This window comes from Sphaerotilus mobilis (assembly GCF_004216565.1).
In the GTDB taxonomy this organism is placed as follows: domain Bacteria; phylum Pseudomonadota; class Gammaproteobacteria; order Burkholderiales; family Burkholderiaceae_C; genus Sphaerotilus; species Sphaerotilus mobilis.
Map to the genome: position 1 here is coordinate 91456 of NZ_SGWV01000012.1, position 21201 is coordinate 112656.

The following is a 21201-nucleotide window of genomic DNA, read 5'->3' on the forward strand; positions in this document are numbered from 1 at the left end:
TCGGGTGATCGCCTGACGGGCGTTCAGCTGCCCTGCTGATTGCCCCCAAGCAGCGAGGCGACCTTGCGCTTGTGCTTGACCAGCCGACCCATGCCGGCGTTCGACGCCGCCGACGAGCCGGCCGTTGACGGGTTGCCAGCGCTGCCGTCCCAGCCCGGCTGGGCGTTCGGATCCGCCTCGTAGGGGCGGTCGAAGAACGGGTCGGCGTTGTGGCGCGAGTGGCTGCGAACCGGACGCGGCACATAAGCCGCGGGTGCGGGGGCTGCCGCCTCGACCGGTCGGGCCATGGGCGCGGCGTCGGGCACCTCGTCGAACTCGCGGCGGCGCGGGCGGCGCGCCGGGCGGTCGTCTTCCAGCTCGATGGCCTCGAGGTCGATCTTCTTCTTGATCAGCTTCTCGATGTCGGCGATCAGCCGGGCATCGTCACGCGTGGCCAGCGACACCGCCAGGCCCGAGGCGCCGGCGCGACCGGTGCGGCCGATGCGGTGCACGTAGTCCTCGGCATTGAAGGGGATGTCGAAGTTGAAGACCGCCGGCAGGTCGGCAATGTCGAGTCCGCGGGCGGCCACGTCGGTGGCGACCAGCAGGTCGACCTCGCCGCGCTTGAAGGCTTCCAGCGCCTTCAGGCGTTCGTCCTGCGACTTGTCGCCGTGCAGCGCAGCGGTGCGCAGGCCGTCCCGCTCGAAGCTGCGTGCGAGCCTTGCAGCACCGAGCTTGGAGTTCACGAACACGATGGCCTGCGACAGCGAGCGCTGGCGCAGCAACTGGCGCACCACCGCGCGCTTGTCGTCGTCGGTGGTGCTGTAGAAGCGCTGCTCGACGTTGGTCGCCGTCGCGTTGGGACGGGCCACCTCGACCAGGATCGGGTCCTGCAGATAGCTTTGCGCCAGCTTCTTGATCTCGGTGGAGAAGGTGGCCGAGAACAGCAGCGTCTGGCGCGCCTTGGGCAGGTAGCTGAGGATGCGTTGCAGGTCGGGCAGGAAGCCGATGTCGAGCATCCGGTCGGCCTCGTCGAGCACAACGTATTCGACCTGGCCGAGCTGGCAGTTCTTGATCTGGATGTGGTCGAGCAGGCGGCCCGGCGTGGCGATCAGCACCTCGACGCCGCGCTTGAGCTCGGCCGTCTGCGGGGCCATGTCGATGCCACCGAAGACGCAGGCCACGCGCAGCTGCGAGTGCTTGGCGTAGGCCTTGATGTTGTTGGCGACCTGATCGGCGAGTTCGCGCGTCGGTGCCAGGACCAGGGCGCGCACCGGATGCCGGGCGGGCGAGGCGCTGGCGTTCTCGTGCCGCATCATCTTGTGCAGCAGCGGCAGCGAGAAGGCCGCCGTCTTGCCGGTGCCGGTCTGCGCAGCACCCATGACATCCCGACCTTCCAGGACGATCGGGATCGCCTTGGCCTGGATCGGCGTCATGGTCTCGTAACCGGCATCCGCGACGGCGCGCAGGATCTTCGGGTGGAGCGGCTGCGCGTCGTAGCGTGCAGGGGTCGGGGCAGGCGCCGACGGCTCTTGCGGCGCTTCGGCCGCGATGGGAGTTTCTGGATTCACGCAGGGATTATCGTGCGGACTCGGCCAGAGCGGCCGGCACGCGGTGCTGCACGAGCACCTTGGGGGTCCGGAAGTGGACGATGGCGCGGTAGAGCGCGAGGTAGGTGCCGCAGAACACCAGCAGGCTCATCTGCAGCAGCGCCGAGTCGTTCCACCACAGCACGGCCGGCACAGCGGCCAGCGAGCAAAGACCCCACAGGTAGGGCGAGGTCATCGAGTTGCGACGCAACATCGTGGCGGTGTCGCGCTTGCCGACCGCCCAACGCATCAGGCGACGGTAGATCAGGCTGTGCAGGTGGCTGGCGTCGGGCTGGCCCATCGGGCGGCCGCGCACCACCTTGCGGCGGTACATCGTGAAGACGGTCTCGAAGATCGGGTAGATGCACAGCAGCAGCGGGAACATCGGCGAGACGTCCGGGTTGCGGCTGACCAGCAGGATGCCGATCTCGGCCACCCAGAAGCCCATGAAGTAGGCCCCGCCGTCTCCCAGGAAGACCAGGCCGAAGGGGTAGTTCAGGACGAAGAAGCCGAGCACCGCGCCCAGGCCGATCAGGGCCAGGCGGAAGATCATTTGGTCGCCGACCTGCCAGGCCACGTAGGCCATGGCCGCCAACATGATGGCCATGCACATCGAGGCCAGACCGTTGAAGCCGTCGATGATGTTGATCGAATTGGCAACGCCCGCCACCGCGAACAGCGTCAGCAGCACCGATACGCCACCGATCTGGAGCAGCGGGTCGATGCCCACGATGTCGGTGCGGGTGATCTCTGCGCCGGCCAGCCACAGCGCGACAGCCGCCGCGAGCGTGACGGCGAGTAGACGCTGGCGCGGCGTGACCTGCTTGGTGAAGTCCTCGATCAGGCCGGCACCGAAGGCGATGATGCCGGCGGCGATCAGCGCCAGCTTGGTCTCGGTCTCGCTGCCGGGCATGAACAGGCTGTAGACCATGCCGACCATCATTCCGCACATGATGCCTAGGCCGCCGATGCGGGGCACCGAGCGGGCGTGAAACTTCTGTGGGCCACTGCGGTCGTGGTCGCCGGAGTAGCGGCCATGCAACCGCGCCGACCCCACGATCAGCAGGGTGCCGAACAAGGCGGCGGCAAACGACAGGAGGAAGAGGCGCATGGCGGAGGGGGGGCGATCAGGAGGTCGCATCATTGGAGCGACCGGTTCGTCCGCAAAGGAACTAATTCACGGCGAGGGTAAGGGGCGGTCGGCGCCAGATTTTTGCAGTTTTGGCCGCTGTCAGGTGCATGACCTTGCGGGTTTACGATAGCCAACTGCCCATTTTTGACGGGCGGCACGCGGCCCGATCGCCGCAACTGGCGGACTTGCTGTCACCATTTCAGGCTTTTCCGCCTTCCCTGTTTCTGTCACTTCTGCCATTTTTGGACCTACATGATCCTCGTCACCGGTGGTGCTGGCTTCATTGGAAGCAACTTCGTGCTCGACTGGCTTGAGCAGACCCAGGAAGCCGTCATCAACCTCGATGCGCTGACCTACGCGGGCAACCTCGAGAACCTGGCGTCGCTGCAGCACGATCCACGCCATGTCTTCGTCCGGGGCGACATCTGCGACAGGGCTCTGGTCGATCGCCTGCTGGCCGAGCACCGCCCGCGTGCTGTCGTGCATTTCGCCGCAGAAAGCCACGTTGACCGCAGCATCCACGGTCCGGGGGCCTTCATGCGCACCAACATCGAGGGCACCTACACCCTGCTTGAGGGGGTGCGGGCCCACTGGGCGACGTTGGATTCCGGCGACAAGGCCGCCTTCCGCTTCCACCATGTCTCGACCGACGAGGTCTACGGCTCGCTGGGCGCGACCGATCCGGCCTTCACCGAGTCGCATCCCTACGAGCCCAACAGCCCCTATTCGGCCAGCAAGGCCGCCAGCGACCACCTCGTGCGGGCGTGGCACCACACCTACGGTCTGCCGGTGGTGACGACCAACTGCAGCAACAACTACGGGCCCTTCCATTTCCCCGAGAAGCTGATCCCGCTGATGATCGTCAACGCCCTCGCGGGCAAGCCGCTGCCGATCTATGGCGACGGCCAGAACGTGCGCGACTGGCTCTATGTGCGCGACCACGCCAGCGCGATCCGCGCCGTGCTGGCCGGCGGCCGGCTGGGCGAGACCTACAACATCGGCGGCTGGAACGAGAAGACCAACCTCGAGATCGTGCACACGCTGTGCGATCTGCTCGACGAGCTCAAGCCCGACCCGGCAGGCAGCTACCGGCGCCTGATCACCTACGTCAAGGACCGCCCCGGCCACGACCGTCGCTACGCCATCGATGCCCGCAAGGTCGAACGCGAGCTGGGCTGGCGCCCCGCCGAGACCTTCGAGACCGGCGTGCGCAAGACCGTGCAGTGGTACCTCGACCATGCCGACTGGGTCGCGCATGTGCAGAGCGGCAGCTACCGCGACTGGGTCGAGCAGAACTACGCCGAGCGACAGGCAGGCTGAGCGGTGAGCGCCGACCGCAAGATCTTGTTGCTGGGCAAGAACGGCCAGCTGGGCTGGGAACTGCAGCGTGCGCTGGCGCCGCTGGGCACGCTGATCGCGCTGGACCGTCATTCGAGCGAGGCTTGCGGTGACCTGGCCGACCTTGACGGCCTCGCCGCCACCGTGGCGGCGCTGCGGCCCGAAGCCATCGTCAATGCCGGCGCCTACACCGCCGTCGACAAGGCCGAGTCCGACGTGGACACGGCCCGCCGCATCAACGCCGAAGCGCCCGCCGCGCTGGCCCACGCCGCCCGGGCCTGTGGCGCCTGGCTGATCCACTACAGCACCGACTATGTCTTCGACGGCAGCGGCAGAGACTTCCGCGACGAGGATGCGCCGACCGGTCCGCTCAACGTCTACGGCCAGACCAAGCTCGACGGCGAACATGCCATCCGCGCCAGCGGCGCGCGCCACCTGATCCTGCGCACCAGCTGGGTTCATGCCGCACGCGGCGGCAACTTCGCCCGCACCATGTTGAAGCTGGCCGCCGAGCGCGAGCGCCTGACCGTCGTCGACGACCAGTTCGGCGCGCCCACCGGCGCCGACCTGCTGGCCGACCTGAGCGCCCACATGCTGCGCGAGGCGCTGCAGCGGCCGGCCGATGCCGACACGCTCTCGGGCGTCTTCCACGCCGTCGCCGCCGGCCAGACGAGCTGGCATGCCTACGCCAACCACGTCATCGACTGGGCCCGCCGCCACGGCCAGACGCTGGCCGTTCGAGAGATCGCGCCGGTGCCGGCCAGCACCTTCCCGACCCCGGCGCGCCGGCCGCACAACTCGCGCCTGTCGACCGGCCGGTTGCAGCGTGTCTTCGGCCTGACGCCGCCGCCGTGGCAAGCGGGCGTTGACCGCATGCTGGCCGAGGTCCTGACCCCGCGCTGAGCGGACAACCACATCCCCCAGGGAGACAACATGACGCGCAAGGGCATCATCCTCGCCGGAGGCTCCGGCACCCGGCTTCATCCGGCCACGCTGGCCGTCAGCAAGCAGCTGCTGCCGGTCTACGACAAGCCGATGGTCTATTACCCGCTGTCGACGCTGATGCTGGCTGGCATGCGCGACGTGCTGATCATCTCGACGCCGCAGGACACCCCGCGCTTCCAGCACCTGCTGGGCGACGGCAGCCAGTGGGGCATGAACCTGCAGTACTGCGTGCAGCCCAGCCCGGACGGTCTGGCGCAGGCCTTCATCCTCGGCCGTGACTTCGTCGGCGGCGACCCGAGTGCGCTGATCCTCGGCGACAACATCTACTACGGCCACGACCTGGTCGGCCTGCTCGACAGCGCCCATGCCCGAACCACAGGCGCCTCGGTCTTTGCCTATCACGTGACCGATCCGGAGCGCTACGGCGTGGTCGCCTTCGACGACCAGAAGCGCGCCCTCAGCATCGAGGAAAAGCCGCGCCAGCCAAAAAGCAACTACGCCGTCACCGGCCTGTATTTCTACGACGAACAGGTCTGCGACATCGCCGCAGCCATCGCCCCCAGCCCGCGCGGCGAGCTGGAGATCACCGACGTCAACGCCACCTATCTGCGCCAGGGCCAGCTGGATGTCGAGATCATGGGCCGCGGCTATGCGTGGCTCGACACCGGCACGCACGACAGCCTGATGGAGGCCGGCCAGTTCATCGCCACGCTTGAAAAGCGCCAGGGCCTGAAGGTCGCCTGTCTGGAGGAAATTGCCTTCCGCCAGGGCTGGATCGACGCCGCCCAGCTCGAACGGCTCGCCCAGCCGCTGCTCAAGAACGGCTATGGCCAGTACCTGCTCAAGGTCCTGCGCGAACAGGCGTTCTGACCCTCACCCCGGACGATCCGATGAACATCCTCCGCACCGAACTCGACGGCCCGCTGATCCTCGAACCGAAGGTCTTCGGCGATGCCCGCGGCTTCTTCATGGAAAGCTGGAACCAGCGCAGCTTCGACGCCGCCGTCGGCCACGCCGTCACGTTCGTGCAGGACAACCACAGCCGTTCGGCCCGTGGCGTGTTGCGCGGGCTGCATTTCCAGCTGCCGCCGCATGCCCAGGGCAAGCTGGTGCGCTGCACACAAGGCCGCGTCTTCGATGTGGCGGTGGACATGCGCGCGTCCAGCCCGACCTTCGGCCGCTGGGCCGGTGTCGAACTGAGCGAAGAGAACCACCGCCAGTTCTGGATCCCGCCGGGATTCGCGCACGGTTTCCTGGTGCTCAGCGAGAGCGCCGACTTCCTCTACAAGACCACCGCCTTCTACGATCAGCCGTCCGAAGCTGCCGTGCGCTGGGACGACCCGTCGCTGGCCATTGCCTGGCCGCTCGATGGCATCGAGCCCCTGCTGTCAGGCAAGGACCGAGACGCCCCGTCGCTGGCCGATGCGCGCCGCTTCGATTGACCCCCGGACCCCAACGATGAACTCCCCGACCCTGACCCTCCAACCCGTCATCATGGCCGGCGGCAGCGGCACGCGGCTGTGGCCGCTGTCGCGCGCGGGCTACCCCAAGCAGTTCCTGGTGCTCGACGACAGCAACCGCAGCCTGTTCCAGCAGGCCGCCCTGCGCCTGAAGGGTCTGGCGGCGGCCGATCTGGCGGTGCGCGCGCCGGTCATCGTCGGCAACGAGGAACACCGCTTCCTGGTGCTCGACCAGCTGCGCGAGGCCGCCTGCGAGCCCAGCGCCGTGCTGCTCGAACCGACCGGCCGCAACACCGCCCCGGCGATCACGCTGGCCGCGCTGCAGGCCGAGGCCGATGGTGGCGATCCGATCCTGGTGGTCACCGCCGCCGACCACATCGTGGCCGACACGGCCGCCTTCACCGCCGCGCTGCAGCAGGCCGCCCGCGTGGCGGCCGGCGGTGCGGTGGTCGTGCTGGGCATCACACCCGACCGACCCGAGACCGGCTATGGCTACATCCGCAGCACACCCGACAGCGGCGCGGCGCGTGTCGCCCAGTTCGTCGAAAAGCCCGACCAGGCGACCGCCGAGCGCTACCTCGCCGAGGGCGACTACACCTGGAACAGCGGCATGTTCGTGCTGCGGGCCTCGACCTGGCTGGCAGCGCTGCAGACGTTCAGGCCTGACATCCTCGGCGCGACCCGCGTCGCCTTTGCCGCCAGCCAGACCGATGCCAAGTTCGTGCGCCCCGGCAAGGACGCTTTCGCTGCCGTGCCCGCCGAGTCGATCGACTACGCGGTGATGGAGCGTTGCCCCGGCAGCACCTTCGACATCCGCATGATTCCGCTGGCCGCCGGCTGGAGCGACCTGGGTGCCTGGGACGCCGTCTGGCAGTCGGCCCACAAGGACGACGCTGGCAATGCCGCCCATGGCGACGTGATCTCGCTGGACAGCCGCAACACGCTGGTCCACGCCACCAGCCGCCTGGTCAGCGTGGTCGGGCTGGACGATGTCATCGTCGTCGAGACGCCCGACGCCGTCATGGTGGCCGACCGCGCCCGCAGCCAGGAGGTCAAGAAGATCGTCAACACGCTCAACGCGCAGGGACGTGGCGAGCAGAGCCTGCACCGCAAGGTCCACCGGCCCTGGGGCTGGTACGACAGCATCGACAACGGCCCGCGCCACCAGGTCAAGCGCATCATGGTCAAGCCCGGCGCCTCGCTGAGCCTGCAGATGCACCACCACCGCGCCGAGCACTGGATCGTCGTCAGCGGCACCGCCGAGGTCACCAATGGCGACAAGGTGATGATCCTCAGCGAGAACCAGTCGACCTACATCCCGCTGGGCCAGACCCATCGGCTCGCCAACCCCGGCAAGGTGCCCCTCGAAATCATCGAGGTCCAGTCCGGCAGCTACCTCGGCGAAGACGACATCGTCCGCTTCGAGGACACCTACGGCCGTCAATGAACGTCTCACCGCCCGCCATGAAGCTCGACGCCCGCATCTACGTCACCGGCCACCGCGGCATGGTGGGCAGCGCCATCGTGCGCCGTCTCCAGGCGCTGGGCTACACCAACATCCTGACCCGCACACATGCCGAGCTCGACCTGATCGACCAGCAGGCGGTGCATGCCTTCCTGGCCGAGCAGCGGCCCGACTACATCTTCATCGCGGCCGCCAAGGTCGGGGGCATCCAGGCCAACAACCTGTACCGGGCCGACTTCCTCTACCAGAACCTGCTGATCGAGGCCAACCTGATCCACGGCGCGCACCTCGCCGGCGTGCAGCGGCTGATGTTCCTGGGCAGCAGCTGCATCTACCCGCGCGACTGCCCGCAGCCGATCCGCGAGGACTACCTGCTGACCGGCCCGCTCGAACCCACCAACGAGCCCTACGCGATCGCCAAGATCGCCGGCATCAAGCTGGCCGAGAGCTACAACCGCCAGCACGGTCGCCAGTACATCTCGGCCATGCCGACCAATCTCTACGGTCCCAACGACAACTACGACCTCGCCAACAGCCACGTCCTGCCCGCGCTGCTGCGCAAGGCGCATGAGGCCAGGCTGCGCGGCGATGCCGAATACGTCGTCTGGGGCACCGGCACGCCGATGCGTGAATTCCTCTATGTCGACGACCTGGCCGATGCCTGCGTCCACCTGATGCAGCAGGGCTACGACGGCCCGCTGGTCAACATCGGTACCGGCACCGACGTCACCATCCGCGAGCTGGCCGAGACCGTCATGGAGATCGTCGGCTTCCAGGGCCGCATCGTCTTCGACACCAGCAAGCCCGACGGCACCCCCCGCAAGCTGCTCGACGTCAGCCGCCTCGCCGACCTCGGCTGGCGCGCCAGGACCTCGTTGCGCGACGGCATCCGGATGGCCTATGAGGCCGCGCCGTTTCATACTTGAACCACCGTCCACCCTTCTGCGAGTTGACATGCAAGCACTCCGCCTGATCGTCAATCCGGTCGATCGCCGCTTGGTCATCGATCTGCCGGACATGCTGGCGTCGGGCGCGTGCGAAGTCATCATCCTTCCGGTCGACCCGCGCAGTGATGTGACGCCTGAACGTTTGGCGACCCGCCGACCCTCAGCCAAGCTGATCGAGACGCGCATGAAGGATGACCTGACCGCATCGGTCGCTGCTGACGACGAGTGGGATGCGTTGAAGTGATCTTGCTGGACACGCACGTGTGGGTGCGGTGGCTCGCGCCCTGGGAGCATCCGTTGCCTGTTGCATTGACCGATGTGATCGCATCTGACCCAGATGCTTGCGTCAGCGCGATCTCTCACTGGGAAGTCGCCTACCTTCACAAGCGCGGCCGCTTGATACTTGGCATCGACCTCTCGGAGTGGCTGCACGAGGCCACGGCTGGTTCGGGTATCCGGACCGTGGATGTCACCCCTTCGATTGCTGCCCGATCCGCGTCCCTCGCCGACGTTCATCGCGACCCAGCTGACCGTTTCATCATCGCGACCGCCCTGGATCACGGCTGCCAACTGCTCAGCCTTGACCAATCCTTTCCCCTGTACCCCGAACTGGACGGCCGACTGATCGCGGCCTGAACGAACCATGACCCAACCCAAAGTTGCCCTCATCACCGGCGTCACCGGTCAGGACGGTGCCTACCTCGCCGAGTTCCTGCTCAAGAAGGGCTACGTGGTGCACGGCATCAAGCGCCGCTCCAGCCTGTTCAACACCGACCGCATCGACCATCTCTACCAGGACCCGCATGTCGAGCAGCGCAACTTCGTGCTGCACTACGGTGACCTGACCGACTCGACCAGTCTGGTGCGCATCGTCCAGCAGGTGCAGCCCGACGAGATCTACAACCTCGCGGCGCAGTCGCATGTGGCGGTCTCGTTCGAGGAGCCGGAATACACCGCCAACGCCGACGGCATCGGCGCGCTGCGGCTGCTTGAAGCCATCCGGATCTGCGGGCTCGAGAAGAAGACCCGCTTCTACCAAGCCAGCACCAGCGAGCTCTACGGTCTGGTGCAGGAGATCCCGCAGAAGGAGACCACGCCCTTCTACCCGCGCAGCCCGTATGCCGTGGCCAAGATGTATGCCTACTGGATCACGGTCAACTACCGCGAGGCCTACGGCATCTACGCCTGCAACGGCATCTTGTTCAACCACGAGAGCCCCATCCGCGGTGAGACCTTCGTGACGCGCAAGATCACGCGGGCCGTGGCGCGCATCGCGCTGGGTCTGCAGGACTGCCTCTACCTGGGCAACATGAGCGCACTGCGCGACTGGGGCCATGCGCGCGACTACGTCGAGATGCAGTGGCTGATGCTGCAGCAGCAGCAGGCCGAGGACTTCGTCATCGCCACCGGCGTGCAGTTCAGCGTGCGCCAGTTCGTCAGCCGCGCGGCGGCCGAGCTGGGCATCGAGGTGGCGTTCGAGGGCGAGGGCGAGAACGAGTTCGGCTACGTCAAGGCCGTGACGGGCAACAAGGCCAAGGTCAAGGTCGGCGACGTGATCGTCAAGGTCGACCCGCGCTACTACCGCCCGACCGAGGTCGAGACGCTGCTGGGCGACCCGACCAAGGCCCGCACCAAGCTGGGCTGGACGCCGCAGACGACGTTCGAGCAGCTGGTCAAGGAAATGATCGAGAGCGACTACACCGCCGCTCGCAAGGACAGCCTGGTCAAGATGGCGGGGTTCCAGGCGTTTGATCACCACGAGTGAGGGCCGGCGTGACGCCTGGCGCGTCACCTGTCACTTTTGATCTTCGCTCGGCCCGGCATGGCGTCATGAGCGTTGGCCACCGATGCGGTTTGGTGGCTGACGGCACCAGCCCGTCGGACACGGGGTGTCCGACCTACCGGGGAATGGACATAGGGTCTCAATCGCAGCACCGACCGGGGGATGGACGACGGGATCGTCCTATCCGCGCCGGCTTTCGGTAGGTCGGACACCCTGTGTCCGACGGGCTGGTGCCGATGGGCAACTTCCCTGAAACCAGGTTCAACGCGCCGTGCGGCCCGGCATGGCGTCATGAGCGTTGGCCACCGATGAGGTTTGGTGGCTAACGGCATCAGCCCGTCGGACACGGGGTGTCCGACCTACCGGGAAATGGACACAGGGTCTCAATCGCAGCACCGACCGGGGGATGGACGACGGGATCGTCCTATCTGCGCCGGCTTTCGGTAGGTCGGACACCCTGTGTCCGACGGGCTGGTGCCGATGGGCAACTTCCCTGAAACCATGTTTAACGCGCCGGGCGGTCCGGCATGGCGTCATGAGCGTTGGCCACCGCTGTGGTTTGGTGGCTGACGGCATCAGCCCGTCGGACACGGGGTGTCCGACCTACCGGGGAATGGACGCGGGGTCTCAATCGCAGCACCTACCGGGGAATGGACAAGGGGTGTCTGACCGATCTGGGAATGGACACGAGGTGTCCGATCGACCGGTGACCTCACACGCTGGCGTGCGTGGCATCTGGACGCCACGCATCCTTTTTTGACCGGACGACAGGGTTCGGCAAGCTGGGCGGATGGGTGTGGCGCGGACAATCCGGGCCGCTTGAGATTTTTGGTTGCCATGCTCCCCGCCCCTCTCACCCACGCCCGTGACCTGCTCGACGATCCCCGTCTGAGCGGGCCTGCCGATGTCGCCTTGCGCGGCCTGCGGCGGTATGCGGCGGTGGCCGTGCTGGCGCTGGTGGGCGCCGTGGGCTTGTGGAGCGTTGCCGCGCCGCTGTCCGGTGCGGTTGTGGCCGCCGGGGTGGTGCGCACCGAGCACAACCGCAAGGTCATCCAGCACCAGGAAGGTGGACTGGTCCAGCGCGTGCTCGTGCGCGACGGCCAACAGGTGCAGGCCGGCGAGCTGCTGGCGGTCGTTGCCGACGTGCGCAGCGATGCAGGCTTGGACCTGCTGCGTGACCAGCAGGCCGCCGAGCGCCTGCGCCGCGCGCGGCTGGAGGCCGAGTCCGAGGGCCAGGCCAGCTTCAGCGTGCCGGCCGACCTGCAGGGCTTGCCCGGCATGGCCGACCTCGCCAGCCGCGAGCGCAAGGTCTTTGCCAGCCGGCAGGCGACGCTGGCCGAGCAGCTCGCCGCGCTGGACCGCCAGGCGATCCAGGCGGCCCGCCAGGCCGAGGCGCTGCAGGCCCAGATCGACGGCACCCAGCAGGCCCTCAAGCTCGCCAGCGAGGAGCTGGCGCTCAACCAGCAGCTGGTCGAACAGGGCTATGTCCAGCGCACCCGCGTGATCGCGCTGCAGCGTGTCGTCGCCGAATACGAATCCCGGCTGGGCGAACAGCGTGGCGCGCTGGCCCAGTCCCGCCAGGCCGGCGAGGACCTGCAGCTGCGCGCCGCCCAGGCCCGCAACGCCCACCGCCAGCAGGCCGTCGACGAGCTCAAGGACAGCGCCCTGCGCCTGCGCGAGGTCGACGAGCGCCTGCGCCCGTCCGCCGACCTCGCCGAGCGCCAGAACCTGCGCGCGCCGGTCGCCGGCACCGTCATGGGGCTGCGGATCAGCGGTGCCGGCACCGCCGTCGGGCCGCGCGAGCCGCTGATGGAACTGGTGCCGGCCGACGAGCGCCTGATCGTCGAGGCCCGCATCCGTCCCGAGGACATCGACCACGTGCGGGTCGACGGCGCCGCAGAGCTGCGCCTATCGGCCTATGACCCGCGTCTGGCGCCACGCCTGCCCGCGCGGGTCACCTTCGTCTCACCCGACCGCCAGAGCGAGCCGCAGACCGGCGCGGCCTGGTACACCGTGCACCTGCAGGTCGACGAGGCCGCGCTGCGCGCCGTGCCCGGCGTGTCGCTGCAGACCGGCATGCCCGCCGAGGTCTACCTGAGCACCGCGCCACGCAGCCTGCTGGCCTACCTGCTCGAACCGATCGACGTGTTCCGCCAGAGGGCCCTGCGCGAGCCGTGAACATCCTGCTGATCCACCAGAACTTCCCCGGCCAGTTCCGCCATCTGGCCCAGCACCTGGTGCGCCAGGGCGGCCACCAGATCCTCGCGATCGGGCAGCGCGACGCCCCGCCGATCGCCGGCGTGCGCTACCTGCGCTACCAGCCCAAACGCACGCCGCGGCCCGGCACCCATCCCTACCTGATCGGCATGGAACAGGCCGTGCTGGCCGGCCAGGCCGTGCTGGAACTGATGCTGCAACTGCGCCAGCAGGGCTGGCGGCCCGACGTCATCGTCAGCCACCCGGCCTGGGGCGAGACCCTCTATGCCAAGGACGCGTGGCCCGACGTGCCGCTGGTGCATTTCGCCGAGTTCTACTACCACGCCGAAGGGGCCGATGTCGGCTTCGATCCGGCCGAGCCGCTGACGATGGACGTGCGCGCCCGGCTGCGCACCCGCAACGCGCTGCACCTGCTCAACCTCGAAGCCGCCGATGCGGTCGTCTCGCCGACCCACTGGCAGAAGTCCGTCCACCCGCTGGCCTACCAGCCGCGCATCGAGGTCATCCACGAAGGCGTCGACACCGACGCCGCGCGGCCCGATCCGCAGGCCGTCTTCACCCTGCCCGACGGCCGTGAGCTGCGGCCTGGCGACCCGGTCATCACCTACGTCTCGCGCAACCTCGAGCCCTACCGCGGCTTCCCGCAGTTCCTGCGCGCGCTCGAAAAGATCCAGGCCGTGCGCCCCGATGTGCAGGCGCTGGTGATCGGCGCGGACGGCGTCAGCTACGGCCAGCCGCCCAAGGACGCGCCGAACTGGCGCACCCAGCTCTGCGGCCAGCTCCGGCTGGACCCGGCGCGCACCCACTTCCTCGGCCAGATCCCGCATGCCCGCTACCTGCAGGCGCTGCAGGTGTCCGCCGTGCACGCCTACCTCACGGTGCCCTTCGTGCTGTCGTGGTCGATGCTGGAGGCGATGGCCTGCGGCTGTCTGGTCGTCGCCTCCGACACCGCCCCGGTGCGCGAGGTCATCGCCCCCGGCCGCGACGGCCTGCTGTTCGACTTCCACGACGTCGACGCCCAGGTCGCGCTGCTGCTGGACGCGCTCGACCGCCCCGAACACCACCGGCCCCTGCGCGCCGCCGCGACGGAACATGTCCGGCAGGCCTATTCGATCGCCCAGGGCAATGTGCAATGGCAGGCGCTGCTGCAGCGCCTGACCCACGACCACCGCTATCAGAACCGGCCCCGATGACCTGGCTTTTCGCTCCGGCCTTGCGCCGCTTCATCGTGCTGGCCGCTGCGGCCAGCCTGCTGCTCAACGTGCTGGCGCTGGCGCCGTCGCTGTTCATGCTGCAGGTCTTTGACCGTGTTTTCGCCAGCGGCAGCGTCGAGACGCTGACCATGCTGACCCTGCTGGTCGTGACCTGCCTGATCGCCATGGGCGCGATGGACCTGCTGCGCGCCCGCGCCCTCGGCTGGGCCGCCAGCGTGCTCGACACCCGGCTCGGCCCCAGCGTGCTCGATCACCTGCTGCAGGCCAGCGCCCGAGGGCAGGGCGGCGACGCCGTCCACGGCCTGCGCGATGTCGCGCTGCTGCGCGGCTTCCTCGGTGGTGGCGGCGTGCTGGCGCTGTTCGATGCACCGTGGTTGCCGCTCTACCTGCTGGTCATCACCGCCTTCGACCCGTGGCTCGGCCTGACCGCCGGGCTCGGTGCGCTGACCCTGTTCGGCCTGATCTGGCTCACCGAACGAGCCACCCGCAGCGGCATCGAGGCATCGACCCGACAGGCCCGGCAGGCCTCGCGCGTGATCGACTCGGCGCTGCGCAACGCCGAGGTCATCCTCGGCATGGGCATGGGCCGCGCCACCGTCGCGCGCTGGTCGGCCGTCAACGACGAGGTGCTCGAACGCCAGATGGCGCTGACCCGCGTGCAGTCGCTGCTGCAGGCCTGTGTGCGGGCGCTGCGCCAGGGGCTGCAGGTCGCGATGCTGGTGGTTGGCGCGTGGCTGGTGGTGCGCCAGCACGCCTCGCCCGGCATCATGGTTGCGGCCAGCATCCTGCTGGGCAAGGCGCTGTCGCCGATCGAACAACTGTCGGGCAGCTGGCGCAGCCTGATCGAGGCCCGCGCCGCGTGGCAACGCCTGCAAGGGCTCGACATCACCGAGCGCGAGACCGCCCTGGAACTGCCTGCCCCGCGTGGTCAGATCGACCTCGAACGTGTCGTCTACGCCTTCCCCGGCCAGCGCCAGGCCGTCATTAAGGGCGTCAGCCTGAGCCTCGCGCCCGGCCAGTGCCTGGGCATCATCGGCCCGAGCGGATCGGGCAAGACCACGCTGCTGCGCCTGCTGCTGGGCATCTGGCAGCCGCAGAGTGGCACGGTGCGGCTTGACGGCGCCGACATCGGCCGCATCGGCGCGGCCGCCCAGGCCCGCCACATCGGCTACCTGCCGCAGGACGTCGAACTGTTCGCCGGCAGCGTGGCCGACAACATCGCCCGCATGGGCCCGGTCGACGCCGCTGCGGTCGTCGCGGCCGCCCAGGCTGCGGGGGTTCACGAGCTGATCCTGCGACTGCCCCAGGGCTACGAGACCCCCATCGGCGAGGCCGGCGCCGCCTTGTCCGGCGGCCAGCGCCAGCGCATCGCGCTGGCCCGCGCACTGCATGGTCAGCCCTGCCTGCTGGTGCTCGACGAGCCCAACTCCAACCTCGATGCCGAGGGCGAATCCGCCCTGCAGCAGGCCCTGGCCCAGGCCAAGGCGCGTGGCATCACCGTCGTGCTGGTCGGCCATCGGCCGTCGATGATGCGCAGCGTCGACCAGCTTGCCGTGCTGCGTGACGGCACCCTCGACGCCTTCGGCCCGCGTGACGCGGTGCTGGCGCGTCTGCAAGCGCCGCAGGGTGCCGTGCCCGCTGTGTCCGCTGTGTCCGCCGTTCGCTGAAGTTCCGGCCACAACGGTCGATAACGCTGAGCTGGCTCACGGCCTGAGCGATCGCTTAACGCGCGGCGAACGCGCGCCAAGCCACAAAGCATTACCGCTTTCACGACTGGCTTGCCATGAACGCCCGGGCGCGGGATTGCCGCACCCCCTGCTGCTGCGGTTTCATCCATCCCAACGTCAACACCGGGCGGCTGCGGCGCGGCCGTCTCACTTTCAAATCTGGGGAATTTTCTCGTGGCTACTTACATCACCGTCGACGACGTCGTCTTCAGCGAAGGCGACACCACCGCCGTCTTCAACGTGCGCATCCACAGCGATGGCACGCCGGCTGCCGCGCCGTTCGACATCACCTATGCCGGCCAGGACGGCGTCTCGATCGGTGGGGTGAACTTCGACCTCCCGGCCTCGACCGTGACCATCGGCCCCGGCGACACCACCGCCAGCATCACCGTCAACCTGCCGGCCGTGGCCAACATCGGCAACCTCTTCGCCGGCTTCCAGCTGCAGCTCAGCAGCGTCGCGGCCGACGTGCTGTTCTCGAACAACCTCGTCACCGCCACCCTGGTCGAATCCAGCGCCGCCACCGTTGCCCTGCCGGTCATGACGCCCGGTGATGTCGTGGTCGACGAATCGGCCGGCATCGCCACCGTCTACGTCACGCTGGACGCGCCCTCTGCCAGCGCCGTCACCGTCGCCTACACGACCCAGAACGCCAACGCGACCGCAGGTGCCGACTACACCACCACCAGCGGCACGCTGACCATCGCCGCTGGCGAGATGGTCGGCAGCTTCGTCATCCCCATCACGGCCGACAGCGTCATCGAAGGCCGCGAGCTGATCAGCGTGCTGCTGACCAGCCCGAGCGGCGCCACGCTGTCCGACGACCTCGTGCACGTCATCATCCAGGACAGCAGCGCGGCCCTCGAAGCCTCCCCCACGATCAACGTCCAGGGCGCCACGGTCGGCGAAAACCAGGGCTACGTCGACTTCCTCGTCACGCTGAGCGCCCCCAGCGCCGCCGATGTCACGGTGCAATACAGCACCACCGACGGCACCGCGTTGGCACTCGATCCCGGCATCGCCACGAATGACTACGTGGGCGTGACCGCCGGCTCGCTGACCTTCGCCCCTGGCGAAGTCTCCAAGGTCGTGCGCATCCTGATCAACGACAACAGCGCCGTGGACGCGACCGTGCTGCGCAGCTTCACGCTCGGCCTGAGCACCGCCAGCGGCGGCGTACTCGGCACCGCCACGGCCACCGCCACGCTGATCGACAACGAAGCCACGGTCGGCAACATCAACCACACCGCCAGCGCCAACGGCGACATCCTGGCCGGCACCGTCTACGGCGACAGCATGCAGGGCGGCAGCGGCGACGACGTGCTCGACGGCCGCGCCGCCAGCGACACCATGCGCGGCGGGGCGGGCAACGACATCTACATCGTCGAACAGGACGGTGGCCTGGTCGACGAGTTCGTCGGCTTCACCGCCGTCGATGCGGGTGGCAACGACACCATCATCACCTACCGCAACAACACCACGATCTCGACCAACGTCGAGAACATGATCCTCGGTGGTTCGGCTGCGATGGGCGACGGCTTCAGCTACGGCTACGGCAACGCCAGCAACAACCTCATCGTCGGCAACAGCTTGCGCAACTGGCTCGAAGGCCGTGTCGGCAACGACACCCTCGACGGCGGCGTCGGCAACGACACGATGTACGGCGGCACCGGTGACGACACCTATTACGTCGACCACGCCGGCGACGCGCCGTGTGAATACGTCGGCGAAGGCACCGACACCGTCATCAGCTCGGTCGATCACCGCCTGGGCCAGAACCTCACGCCCGACAACGTCGGCGTGCTCGACTTCCTGGAAAACCTCGTCCTGACCGGCACCGCCAACCTCACCGGCACCGGCAACAGCCTGGCCAACCACATCACCGGCAACGACGGCAACAACCGCCTGGACGGCGCGGGCGGCATCGACACCCTGGTCGGCGGCCTGGGCGACGACACCTACGTGGTCGACAACACCGCCGACGTCATCACCGAAAACGCCGGTGAAGGCACCGAAACCGTCGAAGCCAGCGCCAGCTACACCCTGGGCGCCGAGCTGGAGAACCTGACGCTGACCGGCACCGGCAACATCAACGGCACCGGCAACACCGGCGCGAACACCGTCACCGGCAACAGCGGCAACAACCGCCTGGACGGCGGCGCCGGAGCCGACACCCTGATCGGCGGCGCGGGCAACGACACCTATGTGTACGACGCGCTGGACACCATCACCGACACCAGCGGCGCCAGCGACACGCTGGAAATCGGCCAGACCTACACGGTCGGCACGCTCGGCATCAGCGGCATCGAGAACATCACGCTGACGGGCATCACCGACATCGACGCGACGGGCGACGCCAATGCCAACGTGCTGACGGGCAATGCCGGCCTCAACGATCTGACCGGTCTGGGCGGCAATGACACGCTGGACGGCCTGGGCGGCGCGGACAACCTGATCGGCGGCCAGGGCGACGACAGCTACGTCTACGACGCGGCCGACACCATCACCGAAATCGCCGGCCAGGGCAGCGACACCATCCTGACCGCCGCCAGCCACGTGCTGGCCACCGCCAACGTCGAAAACGTGACGCTGACGGGCAGCGCCAACGTCGATGCCACGGGGGATGCGGGGGCGAATCGATTGACGGGCAATGGTGGGAATAACCGGCTGGACGGCCTGGCAGGTGTGGACACGCTGGTGGGTGGGGCGGGGAATGACACCTATGTGGTCGACAGCAGCGACACGGTCACCGAGCTGGCGGCAGAGGGCACCGATACGGTCGAGGCGAGCGTGACGCACACGCTGTCGGCGAACGTCGAGAACCTGGTGCTGACGGGTGTGGCGGCGATCGACGGGACCGGGAATGCACTGAACAACGTGATCACGGGTAACGCAGAGGCGAACACGTTGACAGGGGGGGGCGGGGTGGACTCACTGATTGGCGGCGCTGGCAACGACACGTACCACTTGGATGTGCGAGCGGATGTTGTGACCGAAGCGGAAGGTGCGGGCATCGATACCGTCCACACGGCGGTGAGCCGCTCCCTGGACGCCAACGTTGAAAACATGGTGTTGACCGGAACTGCGGCCGTTGGCAATGGCAATGCTTTGAACAATGTGATCACGGGCAACGCCTTGGCCAATTCACTCAACGGTGGTGCAGGAAGCGACACGCTGATTGGCGGCGATGGCAACGACGTGTATGTCCTTGACGTCCGGGCAGACGTGGTGACCGAATCCGCGGGTGGTGGCATCGATACGATTTACACGGATGTGAATCGGACGCTGGATGACAACGTCGAAAACCTGGTTCTGACGGGTACGGCCACCGTTGCCAATGGCAACTCGGCGAACAACGCTATCACCGGCAACGCGCTGGCCAACACGATCAGCGGTGGAGCCGGCCTGGATAGCATGGCCGGTGGTCTTGGCAATGACACGTATTACGTGGACGTTGCCGGAGACGTGGTGACCGAAGTTGCAGGTGCAGGTACAGATACCGTCTACACGGATGCGAGTCGCACCTTGGATGCCAACGTTGAGAACTTGGTGCTGACGGGTGCAGCGACCGTCGGCACGGGCAACGTCCTGAACAACGTGATTACGGGTAACGCCCTGGCGAACACGTTGACGGGGGGTGCCGGAGTGGACTCACTCATTGGAGGCGCAGGCAATGACACGTACCACCTAGATGTGCGAGCGGATGTTGTGACCGAAGCGGAAGGTGCAGGCACCGATACCATCCACACGGCAGCGAATCGCACACTCGACGCGAACGTTGAAAACATGGTGTTGACCGGAACTGCGATCGTTGGCAATGGCAATGCTTTGAACAATGTGATCACTGGCAACGCCGTGGCCAATTCACTCAACGGTGGCGCAGGAAGCGACACGCTGATTGGCGGCGAGGGCGACGACGTGTATGTCCTTGACGTCCGCGCAGACGTGGTGACCGAATCCGCGGGTGGCGGGATCGACACGGTTTACACGGATGTGAATCGGACGCTCGATGACAACGTCGAAAACCTGGTTCTGACGGGTACGGCCACCGTTGCCAATGGCAACTCGGCGAACAACGCTATCACCGGCAACGCGCTGGCCAACACGATCAGCGGTGGAGCCGGCCTGGATAGCATGGCCGGTGGTCTTGGCAATGACACGTATTACGTGGACGTTGCCGGAGACGTGGTGACCGAAGTTGCAGGTGCAGGTACAGATACCGTCTACACGGATGCGAGTCGCACCTTGGATGCCAACGTTGAGAACTTGGTGCTGACGGGTGCAGCGACCGTCGGCACGGGCAACGTCCTGAACAACGTGATTACGGGTAACGCCCTGGCGAACACGTTGACGGGGGGTGCCGGAGTGGACTCACTCATTGGAGGCGCAGGCAATGACACGTACCACCTGGATGTGCGAGCGGATGTTGTGACCGAAGCAGCCGGCGCAGGCACTGATACTGTGTACACGGACGTCAATCGCACGCTGGATGACAACGTGGAGAACATGGTGTTGAGTGGGACGGCCTCGGTCGGAAATGGCAATGTCCTTGACAACTTGCTCACCGGTAACTCGCTTGCGAACACGCTGAGCGGCGGAGCGGGAAATGACACCCTGAGCGGGGGCGCCGGCGTTGATACGCTCTATGGAGGTATTGGCAATGACGTGTTCCTTTTTGCGAGCGCCGACGGCGCAGGAAACTCCGACAATGTGGCAGATTTCGTTAGCGGCGTTGACAAGGTCAGCCTTGACGATGTCTTCTTCAATACGCTGGGCTTGCCAGGTGTGCTGGACGCGGCGCAGCTTCGAGTAGGAGCTGGTTTGACCGCTGCCACGGGAGCTGAACATTTGGTTTTCAATACCAGCACTGGCGCGCTCTACTACGATGCGGACGGTTCCGGCGGCGCTGCCGCCATGCAAGTTGCGACGCTGAATGGACTTACCGGTCTACTGGCGACTGATATCTTGATCAGCTGAAAATCCAATTCCTCAACGAGCTGGCATTCATTTGCCAGCTCGTAGCGGTCTCAAAGCCCGGCGAGTTCGCCGGGCTTTTTTCATTCAGCGCACACCTACTTGCGTATGTGATTAGCGCTTGCCGAAGAGGCGCTCAAGAGCCTGATCAGTGAAGACCGCTATTGCAGAGCAAGTTCAATGGAGCTTGCGTCCGAAGCCCGCACAGAGTCGCCGCTCTTGGCGGATGTGACCTCGACTTCGGTCGTTCATCCTAGTCAATGGCAAGCTGCCCACCGCATGTGGCCGCCCGGTAAGTGGTTGAATGGGCCGTGACCTCGAAGCTCTATCGAACGATGTGCCATGCAGGTGGCGCACCGATAGCGGCTGGTGCAAAATGGCGAAGGCACGAAGTGGGCCTGCCTTTATTGGCTACAAGGCTAGATCGATCG

The 21201-nt window shown here is 67.1% G+C and carries 15 protein-coding genes; 13 read left to right on the forward strand and 2 right to left on the reverse strand.

The annotated features are described in order from the left end of the window. Positions 1-23: 23 nt before the first annotated feature. Positions 24-1550, reverse strand: a complete 1527-nt coding sequence (locus EV685_RS18215) for a DEAD/DEAH box helicase (RefSeq protein ID WP_420820839.1) — start codon at positions 1548-1550, stop codon at positions 24-26. 7 nt (positions 1551-1557) lie between these two features. Continuing rightward, positions 1558-2679 (reverse strand): MraY family glycosyltransferase, encoded by a 1122-nt coding sequence (locus EV685_RS18220; protein WP_130483485.1) that lies wholly within the window; start codon positions 2677-2679, stop codon positions 1558-1560. A gap of 273 nt (positions 2680-2952) precedes the next feature. On the opposite strand from EV685_RS18220, the gene rfbB reads away from it, so the two are divergent. From rfbB to EV685_RS18285, 13 genes are all read left to right on the forward strand, one after another. Then, entirely contained in the window at positions 2953-4020 is a 1068-nt protein-coding gene (gene rfbB / locus EV685_RS18225; protein ID WP_130483486.1) for a dTDP-glucose 4,6-dehydratase, read from the forward strand. 3 nt (positions 4021-4023) lie between these two features. Continuing rightward, on the forward strand, positions 4024-4941 hold the full coding sequence (gene rfbD / locus EV685_RS18230; RefSeq protein WP_130483487.1) for a dTDP-4-dehydrorhamnose reductase: 918 nt from the start codon (positions 4024-4026) through the stop codon (positions 4939-4941). 30 nt (positions 4942-4971) lie between these two features. Further along, positions 4972-5853, forward strand: coding sequence for a glucose-1-phosphate thymidylyltransferase RfbA (rfbA, locus tag EV685_RS18235; RefSeq protein ID WP_130483488.1), 882 nt, complete (start codon positions 4972-4974; stop codon positions 5851-5853). A 20-nt stretch (positions 5854-5873) separates the two neighbouring features. Further along, a complete protein-coding gene (gene rfbC / locus EV685_RS18240) occupies positions 5874-6425 on the forward strand; it encodes a dTDP-4-dehydrorhamnose 3,5-epimerase (protein WP_130483489.1) in 552 nt (183 codons plus the stop codon). Between the two features lie 16 nt (positions 6426-6441). Further along, on the forward strand, positions 6442-7890 hold the full coding sequence (locus EV685_RS18245; RefSeq protein WP_130483490.1) for a mannose-1-phosphate guanylyltransferase/mannose-6-phosphate isomerase: 1449 nt from the start codon (positions 6442-6444) through the stop codon (positions 7888-7890). Between the two features lie 17 nt (positions 7891-7907). Then, the gene (gene fcl / locus EV685_RS18250) at positions 7908-8834 is read left to right on the forward strand and encodes a GDP-L-fucose synthase (RefSeq protein ID WP_130483491.1); all 927 of its coding nucleotides are present in this window, start codon (positions 7908-7910) and stop codon (positions 8832-8834) included. Positions 8835-8862: 28 nt separating this feature from the next. Continuing rightward, complete coding sequence (locus EV685_RS18255; protein WP_130483492.1) at positions 8863-9099, forward strand: hypothetical protein; 237 nt, start codon at positions 8863-8865, stop codon at positions 9097-9099. A gap of 2 nt (positions 9100-9101) precedes the next feature. After that, positions 9102-9491, forward strand: coding sequence for a type II toxin-antitoxin system VapC family toxin (locus EV685_RS18260; protein ID WP_165396852.1), 390 nt, complete (start codon positions 9102-9104; stop codon positions 9489-9491). 7 nt (positions 9492-9498) lie between these two features. Then, a complete protein-coding gene (gene gmd / locus EV685_RS18265; RefSeq protein WP_130483494.1) occupies positions 9499-10620 on the forward strand; it encodes a GDP-mannose 4,6-dehydratase in 1122 nt (373 codons plus the stop codon). Positions 10621-11475: 855 nt separating this feature from the next. Then, a complete protein-coding gene (locus tag EV685_RS18270; protein WP_130483495.1) occupies positions 11476-12816 on the forward strand; it encodes an HlyD family type I secretion periplasmic adaptor subunit in 1341 nt (446 codons plus the stop codon). After that, a complete protein-coding gene (locus EV685_RS18275) occupies positions 12813-14048 on the forward strand; it encodes a glycosyltransferase family 4 protein (protein ID WP_130483496.1) in 1236 nt (411 codons plus the stop codon). Before EV685_RS18270 ends, EV685_RS18275 begins: the two co-directional genes overlap by 4 nt. Next, a complete protein-coding gene (locus EV685_RS18280; RefSeq protein ID WP_165396853.1) occupies positions 14045-15736 on the forward strand; it encodes a type I secretion system permease/ATPase in 1692 nt (563 codons plus the stop codon). The genes EV685_RS18275 and EV685_RS18280 overlap by 4 nt, the downstream gene beginning before the upstream one ends. 234 nt (positions 15737-15970) lie before the next feature. Then, positions 15971-20773 (forward strand): beta strand repeat-containing protein, encoded by a 4803-nt coding sequence (locus EV685_RS18285; protein WP_130483498.1) that lies wholly within the window; start codon positions 15971-15973, stop codon positions 20771-20773. The last annotated feature ends 428 nt before the right edge of the window (positions 20774-21201 follow it).

Excerpts from the sequence above, each read along its gene's own strand:
- EV685_RS18220 (WP_130483485.1), bottom strand. The coding sequence starts at position 2,679 with ATGCGCCTCTTCCTCCTGTCGTTTGCCGCCGCCTTGTTCGGCACCCTG.
- rfbB (WP_130483486.1), top strand. The coding sequence starts at position 2,953 with ATGATCCTCGTCACCGGTGGTGCTGGCTTCATTGGAAGCAACTTCGTG.
- rfbA (WP_130483488.1), top strand. The coding sequence starts at position 4,972 with ATGACGCGCAAGGGCATCATCCTCGCCGGAGGCTCCGGCACCCGGCTT.
- rfbC (WP_130483489.1), top strand. The coding sequence starts at position 5,874 with ATGAACATCCTCCGCACCGAACTCGACGGCCCGCTGATCCTCGAACCG.
- EV685_RS18245 (WP_130483490.1), top strand. The coding sequence starts at position 6,442 with ATGAACTCCCCGACCCTGACCCTCCAACCCGTCATCATGGCCGGCGGC.
- fcl (WP_130483491.1), top strand. The coding sequence starts at position 7,908 with ATGAAGCTCGACGCCCGCATCTACGTCACCGGCCACCGCGGCATGGTG.
- EV685_RS18255 (WP_130483492.1), top strand. The coding sequence starts at position 8,863 with ATGCAAGCACTCCGCCTGATCGTCAATCCGGTCGATCGCCGCTTGGTC.
- gmd (WP_130483494.1), top strand. The coding sequence starts at position 9,499 with ATGACCCAACCCAAAGTTGCCCTCATCACCGGCGTCACCGGTCAGGAC.
- EV685_RS18270 (WP_130483495.1), top strand. The coding sequence starts at position 11,476 with ATGCTCCCCGCCCCTCTCACCCACGCCCGTGACCTGCTCGACGATCCC.
- EV685_RS18280 (WP_165396853.1), top strand. The coding sequence starts at position 14,045 with ATGACCTGGCTTTTCGCTCCGGCCTTGCGCCGCTTCATCGTGCTGGCC.